Origin of the sequence: Cupriavidus sp. NPDC089707 (assembly GCF_044748965.1) — a bacterium.
In the GTDB taxonomy this organism is placed as follows: Bacteria; Pseudomonadota; Gammaproteobacteria; order Burkholderiales; family Burkholderiaceae; genus Cupriavidus.
This window is the reverse complement of sequence record NZ_JBIVHB010000010.1, coordinates 147,996-160,343: the sequence shown is the minus strand read 5'-3', so window position 1 is coordinate 160,343 and position 12,348 is coordinate 147,996. Positions and strand designations below refer to the sequence as shown.

Below are 12,348 nucleotides of genomic sequence, written 5' to 3'. Positions count from 1 at the left end.
GCGGCACGCAGAATTGGGTACGCTTTGCCGTCTGGAGGAGGTGTCAGAAGTGCCCGAGGTAGCCGCCGTCGACCGCCAGCACATGCCCCGTGATGTACGACGCCGCCGGCGATGCCAAGAACACTGCTGCGCCTGCGATTTCTTCGGGCCGGCCCCAGCGGCCCAGCGACGTGCGCTGTCGCAGCCACTCGGCCACGCCCTCGTCGTCGACCATCGGCTGGTTCGGTTCAGTGGCGAAGTAGCCGGGGGCGATCGCGTTGACGGTGACGCCGTAGCGGCCCAGGTCCGCGGCCAGCGCGCGCGTCAGCGCATCCAGCCCCCCTTTGGTGGCGGGATAGAGCACGTCGCCCGCGCGCGCGACCTGGCCCGCGATCGAACTGACGTTGACGATGCGGCCGTACTGCCCGCGCTGCATCCGTTGCGCGGCGTGGCGGCACAGCGTGTAGGGCGCGACCAGGTTGGTCTCGAGCATGGCGCGCAGGTCGCCGGCATCGAGATGCGCCATCGCGTTGCGGTTGCGCGCGCCGGCGTTGTTGACCAGGACATCGAGCCGGCCGTGGGCGGAGTCGATCCGCGCGAACGCTGCCTCGACTGCCGCTTCATCGGTGATGTCCAGCACCAGCGCCTCGGCGCTGCCACCGCGCGCGCCCAGGGTGGCGACCGCGTCATGCACGCGTGCCTCGCTGCGCGCCGCCACCAGTACGTGAGCCCCGGCATCGGCCAGCCCGGCGGCGATCGCCAGGCCCAGACCCTGCGCGCCGCCGGTTACCAGCGCGACGCGGCCATGCAACGAGAACGGGGTACGCGCGGCGGCGTCGGGAGATGAGGTAGGAGATGAGGTAGGAGTAGCCATGCGGGCGAATATACCGCAGCAGGCCGGGCCGCGTTGCGTGGGCCAGCCTGCTGCAAATGCCGCAAAGCCCGCCCGCTCAGCGGATCAGCTTGCCGGTGGACGAGACGATCGACATCTCGACGAAAGACGACCCGGTATGGCGCGTGGCGCTGTAGCTGATCAGGATGCCGCCGAGATCGTAGTCACGCAGGCCCTCGAGCGCGCTGACCAGGCGCTCGCGCGTCGGCTCGGGCCCGGCGCGGCGCAGTCCTTCCACCAGCACCTTGGCCGACATGAAGCCTTCCATGCCAGCGTTTGACGGCTCCACGCCCTGCTGCCGGGCCTGACTGCGGTATTCGCTGGCGAGCGTCATCTGGCTGGAGTTGGTCCCCGGCACCACCTGCGTAATGATCAGCCCGCGCGCATCGTCGCCCAGCTCGCGGATAAAGGAGTCGGCGGCGTTGTTCGACAGCGTGACGAACTGCGCCTGGCTGCCGGCGCGGCGCAGTTCGCGGATGATGCGCGCGGCTTCCGAGCCCGAGCCGATCACCAGCACGGCCTGCGGGTTGGCCTTGTTCATGGTCGCAACGCCCTGGCTGATGTCGCCCATGGGCCGCGCAAAGCTGACGCTCGCCGCCGGCTGCACGCCGCGCGCCTGCAGCGCGGTGGTATAGCCTTCGAGCACGTCCTGGCCGAAGCCGTCGGTGGTGTGGAAGATGCCGATCCGGCTCATGCCGGTGGTGGCCAGGTGGTTGATCGCGCGCGCGACTTCATCCTGGTACTTGGCGCGCACGTTGAACACGTAGCGGTTCACCGGCCGGTGCAGCGTGATCGCGCCGGTCAGCGGCGCCACCAGCGGCACCTTGTGCTCGGCGACCAGCGGCAGGATGCTCTCGTTCTGCGGCGTGCCGCGCACCATGAACAGCGCGAACACCTTGTCTTCGTCGAGCAGCTTGCGCACATTGTCCGGCGTGCGCTTGGCATCGAAGCCATCGTCGTAGGTGACCAGCTCGATGCGCCGGCCCGCCACGCCGCCGCTGGCGTTGATCGTGCGCAGGTACACCTGTGCGCCGGCGATCTGTTCCCTGACCGAACCGGCAACCGGGCCGGTGATGCCGGCCGACTGGCCGATACGGATGGTGTTGCGGGTCACGCCCGGTTCCGCCTGCGCCGTTTGCGCGGCCCATCCCAGCGTGGCGGCCAGCACGCCGCACGCGATCCATTTCGCCTTCATCGTTGTCCCCTCTCGTATGTCGTTCTTCTGTGGCGCGCCTGCGCGCGCTACGCACGGCAAGGGCCATGCGCCGTTGCGAAAATTACCGCATGCGTCACGTCAGGGCAAACAAGAGGGAGGGGGGTGTTGCAGCGGCATCACACCGGAACCGGATGTCGGTTCCGGCGTGGCCAGCTACGCGCTAAGAGATGCGCGTCAAGGCGCGCCGCGCGGGCGCGCGCGAGAGACTGCGAATGGCCTTTGCCATCGCGACGGCAAGGCTTGCTGCGGACGGATCAGGGGAAGGCCGGCACGGCTGGATCGAGACCGGCGAAACGGGCTTCCGGGTGCGCGTTCTGCAGCAGCGTTTCGATTTCCTCGACGCGGCCGCGCGGCACGTCGACCATCAGCAGGATCTTGCCCGCCTCGATGTCCTTCTCGAACGCCCGCAGGCGGCTGTTGGGCGCGGAACTGCCGATCATGCTTGCGGCCCAAGCGCCGAACACCGCGCCGAGTACCGCCAGCACGCCGACCAGGCCCCACTGCGGCGTGTCGCCAACGATCGGGAACATGGCCACCACCACGCCAGCCACCACGCCCACGCCGCCGCCGACCATCAGGCCCATTTCCGCGGCATGGACGATGTCGGACGTCTGGAACAGGTTGGCTTCGTGCAGGCCCGTCATGTCTTCGCCGTCGCGCGCCACGAAGTGGATGCGGCGGTTTTCGACGCGGGCGAGCAGCAGGTCGTCCATGGTGCGGCGGGCGCTCGCCAGGTCGGGCAACAACCAGAAGATGCGTTTGCGCATGTCTCTCTCCTTGTTCAGGCCGCGCCGATGGTGTGGGTAGACCGGGTGAGAAAGTACCGCTGACGGCGCGGGGTTATTTCGTTGTACGCGGTTCGGGGGGCAAGCGCAAGGCAACTGGGGGAGCGCTTTGCACGCACGCGCGCATGTGACGCGCACGCGTGCCCTGCTGGTGCAAGGCACGCGTCACGTGAGAAAAAAGCGCCTGGAAAAACGCTTGCAAGCGCGCGGCGAACGCCGTCTCAGAAAGTGATCGGCAGGCGCAGGTTGACCTGCAGGTCGGGCGTGTCGCGCGTCAGGCCCGCACCCACCGACAGGTTCAGCGTGTAGCGATCGTTGAAGCGGTACGAGTAGCCCACCAGCAGCGTGCCTTGCGTGATGCGCACCGAGCCCGGCACGGTCTGTCCGTTCTGCTTGGTCGGCCAGATGATGGCCTGGTCATAGCCGATACTGAACGACGCCTTCTCGTTGAGCGACAGGCCCATGCCGAAGCTGAACTCGAAGATATCGCCCGGGGCGATCTTGCCGAGGCTCTCCTTCTCGCCGTTGAGCACGGTACGGCTGACGTTGTTGCGCGCAAAGTTGTGCAGATAGCTGAAGGTGCCGAAGAACACCGCCGGATCGGTCGGCAGCAGCCAGGTGATACCGGGCTGGATTGCCTGGAAGCCGGTACCGGTCGGCAGCCCGAGCGGCAGTCCGGTGCCGGTGGTATTGCCCACGCAGCGCGTCACGCAATCGGTCACCACTTCGAACGGATCCTTGCCAGTGGCCGACTTGTAGCGCAGCCACCCGACGAAGTACGGCATCTTCTCGTTGCCGTAGTTGAGCTGGTAGCGCACCGTCGCCTCGACATCGCCAAGGCCGGCGCCGCTGGCATTGAACACGTTGTCGACGGCGGTGCCGGTGAAGACTTCGCGGCTGATGGTCGAGCCCGAGGTCTTCACGTAAGGCACCTTGGCTTCGACTTCGAGCCGCTTGGTCACGCCATAGCGCAGCGCGATCGACGGAATGTAGGTCGAGGTCTTGACCTCGCGCACATCGAGCAGGCCGATCAGGATCGCGGGGATCACCGTGTAGCCGACCAGCGCGACGCGGTTGTTGGACGAGTAGCCGTACTGGAAGCCAGGCTCGACCACCAGCTTGCCCTGCGCGGTCAGCACGCCGGGCTGGTCGATGATCGGCGCGATCTCGGGCGGCCGGGTCTGGCTTTCGGGCGGACGGCCCACGGGCTCTTCCACGGCCACGGTCTGCGGGTTGGCGGACTCGCCCGCCTGCGGGCCCTGCGCGACATCCTGCGGCGGCTGCAGCGTGATCTGCTGCGGGTTGTTGACCGCGTTGGGCGGGCTTTGCGCCGCGCTGGCCGCCGCCGCGGCGGTGGCGGCATTGGTGGCGTTGTTGGACGGCGACACACCGGCGCCGACACCCTGGCCGCCGCGCTTGGTGGCCAGCACTTCATTGCTGATGACGCTGCGCAACTCGCGGATCACTGCTTCTTGTTCGGCCAGCGCCCGCTTCATGGCGTCGAGCTGGGTGGCCTGTTCGGCGAGTTCCCTTTGCAGCGTTTCCAGGCCTGCCACGGGTCCCCCCGCATCCGGCGTCTGGGCCTGCGCCAGGCCGCCGAGCAACAGCAACGTCGAGCATCCGGCGTTCCGGATGCCCTGCATCGACCGCTTCTTCATCACGTCTTCCTCCCCCGGGACGGGCGGGCTGTTGTCAGGAGCCCGCAACCTGCACTGCCTGCTGCTTCGCTACGATTACCTCATGCTGGCGGCCCGCATCAACGCATCCTGCAGCGTCGTGTTGGCCAATTGCGACCGGAAGGCCTGCAGCGTATTCACGCTTGCGTCGATTGTCATCAGGCTCCGGATGCTCTGGTTGTCCATGCTGTTCTGAATCACCGTGGTGGGCGTGCCGGCCAGCGACCCCACCGCGGCCGAGTTGCCAGGGCCGTTCTGGATCACGTTCAGCAAGCCGTTGGTCACCACCTGGCCGGTGCCGGTCGTCACCACGGTAGTGGGCATGCCGGCCGCGCCCGCTGCCCCGCTGGCGCCGCTTGCACTGGCGCTGCCGCCGTTGGCTGCAGCCGACGTGGCGGAGCCAGCCCCGGCCGCACCGCTGGCCGACGCCGCGGCGCCCGTGCTCGCGCTTCCGGCGCTCGAACTGCCGGCACTCGAACTACCGGGGGAGCCGTTAGCGCCGCCCGTGAGGCCCGCCAGCGCGCTTGCGACGGCGGCGTTGGTAGATGCAACGATAGCGGGGCCCAGCGTCATCGCCAGGCGCGCCGCCTGGTCCGCGGTGATGCGTCCGACGTCCGGGATGTTAATGCTGGTTGCGACGACCAGGGCCCCATTGATGTACACCGCGCGTTCGATTCCGAACGAAACCTGCAGGCCCGGCATCTCGAAGCCGCCCCGCATCTCGTCGAGCTTGTCATGTGCGACCGGTTTCCAGCCGGCCATGCTGCCGCGTGCGGCAGCCACGGGTGTAGGGTCCCGGTCGCGGGCAGAAGCGGCCTGCGACGGCAGCGCCGACGGGTCGAGGCTGTCGGGCTGGGGTAACGAACTGGCATGCGCCACGCCGGCACAGGCCAGACCGGCACCAAGCAGCATCGCGGCCGCCGCCGTGGCGGTGCGGGGCGCTGCAGGGGTCGGGAGGGAAGTCTGCAACATGATGCATTCCTCAGAAGTCGCCAACGCCATGCTTGGGCATGACGGTGAAGAAGAGGCTATCCCGGTTGACTCCCATCCAGTAAGGGCCGCTGGGCGCCAGGCGCCAGTCCGCGGCCAGGTTGAAGCGTGCGTTGTCCGTGCGGTTGTGGATCACGAACAACAGCTGGCTCTGCCAGATCTTCTCGAAGCGCTCGCGTGAAATGGCACGGGTTCCCCGCGCGGGATCGCCAACCAGCACGCGGTCGCCTTTCACACCCTTGACCACCACGAAATGGTGGTAACCCTCTTCCACGATCAGCACGATGGCCGGGATCTGCGTTTCCTCGAGCTTGGACAGCGGCAGCTCATAGCCGTCCGCCTCATAGCCGAGCGCTCCCAGGAAGCGCTTCATGTCCAGCAGCGAGAACCCCTCGGCGCGGATCTTTGCCTGGTCGCCGTTGAGGTACATGTTCTGGAACACCGTGGCCTCGTTCATCGGATGGCCGTACTGGTATGTCAGCAACGTGGCCACCGCGGCCGAGCCGCAGCTGAAATCGTATTGCTGGCGGATCGTGGACTTGAAGCGCGCTTCGCGAACGCTGGTGACCCTGACGTTGTAAGGTTCGCCAACCGGACCGTAGATGTAGACATCCGCAGCATCGGCACAGGGGATGAACCCCGCGGCCAGTGCGAACGGCACACACGCCAACAGGTTGCGCAGCAGCTTCATGGTCTGAACTGGACGTTCACGATCGTTGCGTTCTGGATCAACACGTTGGAGCCGGAGTTCTGAATCGCGGTAGGTATCCCCGCCGCATTCGCGAACGCCCCTTCAGTGATCCGGTTTGCGCCGGATACGATATCGACCGCAGCGTTTTCAGCAACCGTGCCATGCAGGCGCATATCGTTCACGGTGACCTCCGCGCCACCGCGGATATCGTCTAGTTTAGACACGGGTACAGCTTTCGCCACCCCGCCAAACAAACTATTGACTGCGGCGGGATGCGTCGTATCTGCAACCGCCTCCTGAGTGCTTGCCGCGGCACTGCGCGCGGCAGCCATGGCAGCTTCCAGCCCTGGCGGCTCCGCGCGGGCCTGCAGCGCTGGCCAGGCCAGCAGGACCGTCGTGAATGCCCCGACGGCAAAGCGGACCGATTGCATGGTGTCATCCTCCCCTGCCTCGTGCGCACCCCCATCCGGGCGGCAGCGAAGGCATTTAGGTGCGTAGGCATGACAGGGGCCGAACGCCCGCACACAGGATGCGGGCGCCGGTCCTGCCGGCAAGACATCGAAGTGCCGGCCCGTCCTGGCACAGGGCTCAGGCCAGGCCGATGCTGCGCGCGTCTTACCTGCCCGCGTTGACGTTGGCCTGCACGTTCACGCTCATTTGCGTCAGCGAGGCGGCGCCGCTGTTCTGGCTCGCCATCATGATGCCCGCCGCGGTCTGACCAACGCTGGTCATGACGTTGGACATATTGAACGTACCTGCGTCGACGTAGTTGTAGCCGCCAGCGCCGCCAGTGCCGCCGTTGCCGATCCCGCCGGCACCACCGGTACCGCCGGTACCACCGCCTGCCGCACCGCCAGCGCCACCGGCACCGCCTGCGCCGCCGCTGCCCGTGGTAGCGCTGCCGTTCGAGGCTTGCGTGCTCGCCGCGCCTGCGGTGGCAGCACCGCCAGCGCCACCGGCGCCGCCGTTGGCAGTCTGCGTGCCGCCTGCACCGCCAGTGCCAGTGCCCGAGCCAGCCGTTGCCGCCGAGCCCGCGCTGCTCGAACCACCGGCACCGCCACTGCCGCTGCCAGCGCCACCGGTCGCGGTAGCCGTGGCGGTGCCCGCACCGCCCGTCCCACCGGCTGCGCCCGCTGCGCCGCCCGTGCCAGAGCCAGCACCAGCCGTGTTGGTCCCGGTCGCGCCTGCGCCGCCACCCGCACCACCTGCACCGCCCGCGTCATTACCGGAACCGTTGGCGTTGCCACCCGAACCGCCCGAGCCGCCGGCCGCAGCGGCAATACCGCCCAGGGCACCGCTGGCACCCAAGGCATCACCACCGATCGCGCCAGCGCTGCCGCCACGCCCGCCAGCGCCGAGCGAGGCGCTCAGAGCGCCGCCGCCCTTGCCGTAGCCGTCGCCGCCGCTGCCGCCCTTGCTGCCCGCCGCGCTAATCGCGCTGCCGCCCTTGCCATAGCCGTCGCCGCCATTGGCACCCCAGTTCGAGGCTTTGCCGCCGTCGCCGCCGTCGCCGCCGATAGCCTTGCCGCTGCTGGCGTAGCCGGCACTGGCGCTGCCGTTGGTTGCCCTGGCGTCGCCACCAACTGCGCCCGCAGCGCCGTCTCCGCCGCTGCCACCGAAACCGCCTAAGCCGGTGCCGCCCGCACCACCCTTACCACCCTTGCCGGTGCCACCGTTGGCGCTACCGGAGTTCGACGCATAGTTGCCGATGTTGTGGACATAGTTCCCGCTCACCGTGCCGCTCAGCTTGCTCAGCGCGATGGCGGTGGTCTTGTTGAAGGAGCCGGAGATGCTGGACGATGCGGCACCACCGATGGCGGCGGCGCTACCAAGCCCGTCAGCCACGGCCTTCAGGTGGTTGTCGGAATTGGTCTTGGTCTTATTGTTCGAATTCGTCTTCGACTTGTCGACCGTGACCGAGGTGCTCTTGCTGTGCGAGCTGTTGTCAGTGCTGTTGTCGTTCTTCTGGACCGCCACGGAGAATTCATTGGCATTTGCGCCGCTCCCGCTCTGCTGGGAGTTGGCCGTCGCTGTCTGGTTGTTGTCACCGTCCCAGACCTTGTCGTTGTTGTTGGTCGGATTTGCCCATGCCTGCCCGCCAAAGGCGAGTGCGATGGCCGACGCAAGTAGTGTCTTTTTCATTCGATGCTCCCAGGAGAATACACAGTGTCACTGCGGCTCAGCCTCCGGCCGGCGCTCAAGTCCGGAACGACGGCTGGAGGTTCAGGTCCGGCAACTGCCAAACCGACCAGCCCTAGCGCATAATCGGTGCCAGCCTCGCCACGTGAGGCGGCAAACCCTTGTAATACAAGGCCTGCCCGGTGCCAGCCGGGGAACTTTCTGGCCGCTTGCGCCATCAACGCGGCCCCGCCCCCTGTGCACGTCAAACGACATGTCACACCGCTGTGACAGCGCCCCCCAAGGTGGCTCAGGGGTATCGCTGGGGCCAAGAAAAAATCCATTAGATTTCAAAGCCTTAACGGCAGACCTAGGAGTTGCCCGATGCGCCATGCCACGTATCGGGCCTGAAACACGATTCCCGAGGTGCCGCCGCCGTCTCCCATGTGGGCTGCCTCACATAGCGGCGATGTCCGTTTTTCGCCGCCCGGTTCCGGTCATCGGCGCCTTCACACTGAAGCATTCCGCCGGCCACCGGCGCGGCGCCACCGGCACGCGCACGGTCGCCGCCGTGTGATCGGCCACTGGCTTGGCGCAAAGCGGAGGTCATGCCGCAGCGCCACGCTCGCATGTTGTATCCGAAGCGCCTCAGCCACTATCCTTGCTAGGCTCTATGTCTGATTTAAAGTACATTAGAGGCATTACAGACTTGTCATCTCTCCACAAGGGAAACCATGAGTGAAGCCGTCGTTCCCCTGTATCACCAGATTTACGTGGTACTGCGCCAGCAGATCGTCGAAGGACGCTTCGGCCAGGGCCCCTTGCCGGGAGAGATCGACCTGGCCAAGCAGTTCCACGCCTCGCGCGTGACCATGCGCCGCGTGTTCGACCGACTGGTGCAGGAAGGCCTGGTGCGGCGCCATCGCGGGCTCGGCACCTTCGTCAACCCGCACCCCGTGCGTCCGGCCTCGGCCACCGAGGACCGCAGCTCCAGCCTGCTCGACAACATCATCGACATGGGCCAGAAGACGTCGGTGAAGGTGATCTCGATCGACGAAGTCCACGCCACGCCCGACGTAGCCGAGTCACTGGGAATCCAGCCCGGCGATCCGGTGATCAAGATCGTGCGCGTGCGCCACTACCGCAACCGGCCGCTGTCGCATATCACCGTCTACCTGCCCGCGGACCTGGGCCGCCCGATCACGCGCAAGGCGCTCGAGGAAACCCCGGTACTGCGCCTGCTGGAAGCCGGCGGCGTCAAGCTGGGCCGTGCCAGCCAGGTGCTGTCGGCGCGTCTGGCCGATGTGGTGGTGGCGCCGTTGCTGGACGTGCCGGTGGGTGGCGCGCTGCTGGCGGTGCGGCGCGTGGTGAAGGACCAGGGCGGGCGGCCGGTGCAACTGCTTCTGGGGCAGTACCGTCCCGACCGCTACGAATACCGCATGGAACTGTCGCCCGCCGGCGTGGACAGCGCCAACGTCTGGGTGGAAAGCGAAACCCGCCCCGGCCTGCGCGACTGATCCCGTCCGCGCGCGGCAAGGGGCAAGGCAAGGGATGCGCGGACACCCGAGTCGGGCGATACTGCGCACTCCCGATCACATCAAGCGAGGAATCGTCATGCCAGTGTTCCGCCTGGTTTCGTCCAGCCCGACCCGTCAGTCTCCACCTGTGCCCGCTCGCCGCACCGCGCTGCGCCGGGTTGCCGCCCTGGTCGCCTGCGGGCTGATCCTGCCGCTTGGCGCCGCGGCCCAAGGGCAGGCCCAGGGACAGGGGATTGCCGGCGGCAAGCCGATCCGCATCCTGGTGGGCGCCCCCGCCGGCGGCACCACTGACACGCTGGCGCGCACCATCGCCCAGGAGATGTCGCAGTTGCTGGAGCAGTCGGTGGTGGTCGAGAACCGGCCCGGCGCTGGCGGCAATATCGCCGCCGACCTGGTCGCCAAGAGCGCGCCGGACGGCAGCACGCTGCTGATGAGCTTCACCAGCCACACCATCAACGCCACGCTGTACAAGAAGCTGCCCTTCGACCCGGTGCAGGATTTCACGCCGGTCACGCTGGTTGCCACCGTGCCCAGCGTGCTGGTGGCCACGCCGAAGCTGCCTGCCAACAACGTGCCCGAGCTGATCCGGCTGGCACGCTCGGAGCCGGGCAAGCTGAACTTCGCCATCGGTTCGGTCGGCTCGTCGCTGCACATGGCCGGCGACATGTTCAAGATGATGACCGGCACTTATATCGTCAACATCCCGTACAAAGGCACCGCGCCGGCGCTCACCGATGTGCTGGCCGGGCAGTGCGACCTGATGTTCGCGAGCACGATCAACGTGCTGCCGCACGTGCGCGCCGGCAAGCTCAAGGTGCTGGGCGTGACCAGCCCGGCGCCGATGTCCCAGTTCCCGGGCGTGGCGCCGATCGGCGCGACCGTCAAGGGCTTCGAGTCGAGCGCGTGGTTCGGCCTGTTCGGGCCCGCCGGCATGCCTGCGGAGGTCACGCAGGCGCTCTACCAGGCGGCGCGCAAGGGGCTGGAGTCACCCGCGGTGCGCAAGCGCCTGGAAAACGACGGCGCGCAGCCGGTGGCGATGGCGCCCGAGGCGTTCGCTGCCTTCGTCAAGCAAGACGTCAAGCGCTGGGCCTCGGTGGTCAAGTATTCGGGGGCATCGCCGGAATGAGCGTGCCTGCGGCCCCCCCTGGCGCCGAGGCAACGGCCAGGCCGGCGACGCTGGCCCAGAAGCTGGTCGCCCGCGCGGCCGGGCTGGACTATGCCGAGATCGGCACGGTGGCGATCTGCCGGGTCGACCTGGCGATGTCGCACGACTCCAGCGGCCCGCGCCGCGTTGCGCCGCTGCTGCTGGAACTCGGCGTGGGCGTGTGGGACCCGTCGCGCTATGTCGTGGTGACCGATCACTTCGTCCCGGGCGGCGATGCCCAGGCCGAATCGATCCTGCGCTTCACGCGCGACTGGACGCGCCAGGCCGGCGCCGAGCTGATCGATGCCGAGGGCATCTGCCACGTGGTACTGCCTGAGCGCGGGCATGTGCTGCCGGGCCGCCTGATCGTCGGCGGCGACAGCCACAGCCCGACCGGCGGCGCGTTCGGTGCCTACATGTTCGGCGTGGGCGCCACCGAGATGGCCGGCGTGCTGGCCACCGGCGAGATCTGGCTGCGCGTGCCGCACACGATCCGGCTGGAATGGGACGGCGTACTCGCCCCCGGGGTCTGCGCCAAGGACATCAATCTGTTCCTGTGCGCGACCCTCGGCCTGGGAGGCGGACGCTACGAAGCGCTTGAATACACTGGCAGCGCCGTCGCCGCGCTGCCGATGCAGGAACGCATGACGCTGACCAACATGAGCGCCGAACTGGGCGCGCAAACCGGCCTGGTCGCCCCCGATGCGGTCACGCTGGACTGGCTGGCACAGGCCGGCGTGCCGGCGCAAACGCTGGCACAGATCGACCTGGCGCACTGGCGCACCGACGCGCAGGCGCCGGTGCTGGCGCACCACCGCTTCGACGCCGCCGCGCTGGCGCCGCAGGTGGCCGCGCCGCATTCGCCGGCCAATAGCGCGCCGGTCGACCAGGCCGCCGGCGAGCCGGTGCAGATCGCCTACCTCGGCGCCTGCACGGGTGCCAAGCTGGAAGACCTGCGCATGGCCGCGCGCGTGTTGCGCGGACGCCGGGTCGCGCCGGGCGTCACGCTGCAGGTGGCCGCCGCATCGCGCCGCGACCAGCAGCAGGCCGAACGCGAAGGCACGCTCGCCATCCTGGCCGAGGCCGGCGCCAGCCTGCTGCCCAACGCCTGCGGCGCCTGCGCCGGCTATGGCGCCGCGCGCTTCCCCGCCGGCAGCCGCGCCATCGCCTCGACCGCCCGCAACTTTTCCGGCCGCATGGGCGATGCCGGCAGCGCGGTGTGGCTGGGTTCGCCGATGACCGTGGCCGCCAGCGCCGTTACCGGCCGCATTACCGACCCGCGCACCTTGCTGGCATAAATACGTAACAACGCGGCCTGA

General features: G+C 68.1%; 11 protein-coding genes. 3 read left to right on the top strand and 8 right to left on the bottom strand.

Features of this window, described 5'->3' with window-relative positions; all coding sequences use genetic code 11:
- Positions 1-43 precede the first annotated feature (43 nt).
- From ACIP1U_RS18100 to ACIP1U_RS18065, 8 genes are all read right to left on the bottom strand, one after another.
- Positions 44-853: an SDR family oxidoreductase gene (locus tag ACIP1U_RS18100; protein WP_400317349.1), complete on the bottom strand. Its 810-nt coding sequence runs from the start codon at positions 851-853 to the stop codon at positions 44-46.
- Positions 854-929: 76 nt separating this feature from the next.
- Complete coding sequence (locus ACIP1U_RS18095) at positions 930-2,066, bottom strand: ABC transporter substrate-binding protein (RefSeq protein WP_400317346.1); 1,137 nt, start codon at positions 2,064-2,066, stop codon at positions 930-932.
- A 275-nt stretch (positions 2,067-2,341) separates the two neighbouring features.
- Positions 2,342-2,854 (bottom strand): DUF1269 domain-containing protein, encoded by a 513-nt coding sequence (locus ACIP1U_RS18090; protein ID WP_400317344.1) that lies wholly within the window; start codon positions 2,852-2,854, stop codon positions 2,342-2,344.
- A 239-nt stretch (positions 2,855-3,093) separates the two neighbouring features.
- The gene (locus ACIP1U_RS18085) at positions 3,094-4,530 is read right to left on the bottom strand and encodes an acetate kinase (RefSeq protein WP_400317341.1); all 1,437 of its coding nucleotides are present in this window, start codon (positions 4,528-4,530) and stop codon (positions 3,094-3,096) included.
- A 75-nt stretch (positions 4,531-4,605) separates the two neighbouring features.
- On the bottom strand, positions 4,606-5,520 hold the full coding sequence (locus ACIP1U_RS18080; protein WP_400317339.1) for a flagellin: 915 nt from the start codon (positions 5,518-5,520) through the stop codon (positions 4,606-4,608).
- A 10-nt stretch (positions 5,521-5,530) separates the two neighbouring features.
- Positions 5,531-6,229 carry a C39 family peptidase gene (locus tag ACIP1U_RS18075; RefSeq protein ID WP_400317336.1) on the bottom strand — a complete coding sequence of 233 codons (699 nt, stop codon included), beginning with the start codon at positions 6,227-6,229 and terminating at the stop codon, positions 5,531-5,533.
- Positions 6,226-6,660, bottom strand: a complete 435-nt coding sequence (locus tag ACIP1U_RS18070; protein ID WP_400317334.1) for a hypothetical protein — start codon at positions 6,658-6,660, stop codon at positions 6,226-6,228. Before ACIP1U_RS18070 ends, ACIP1U_RS18075 begins: the two co-directional genes overlap by 4 nt.
- 184 nt (positions 6,661-6,844) lie before the next feature.
- A complete protein-coding gene (locus ACIP1U_RS18065) occupies positions 6,845-8,371 on the bottom strand; it encodes a hypothetical protein (protein WP_400317332.1) in 1,527 nt (508 codons plus the stop codon).
- Between the two features lie 710 nt (positions 8,372-9,081).
- Here ACIP1U_RS18065 and ACIP1U_RS18060 point away from each other — a divergent pair.
- The 3 genes from ACIP1U_RS18060 (at position 9,082) to ACIP1U_RS18050 (ending at position 12,327) form a co-directional block, all read left to right on the top strand.
- Positions 9,082-9,864, top strand: coding sequence for a GntR family transcriptional regulator (locus ACIP1U_RS18060; protein ID WP_400317330.1), 783 nt, complete (start codon positions 9,082-9,084; stop codon positions 9,862-9,864).
- A gap of 97 nt (positions 9,865-9,961) precedes the next feature.
- A complete protein-coding gene (locus ACIP1U_RS18055) occupies positions 9,962-11,011 on the top strand; it encodes a tripartite tricarboxylate transporter substrate binding protein (RefSeq protein WP_400317328.1) in 1,050 nt (349 codons plus the stop codon).
- On the top strand, positions 11,008-12,327 hold the full coding sequence (locus ACIP1U_RS18050; RefSeq protein ID WP_400317325.1) for a 3-isopropylmalate dehydratase large subunit: 1,320 nt from the start codon (positions 11,008-11,010) through the stop codon (positions 12,325-12,327). The genes ACIP1U_RS18055 and ACIP1U_RS18050 overlap by 4 nt, the downstream gene beginning before the upstream one ends.
- Positions 12,328-12,348: the final 21 nt, after the last annotated feature.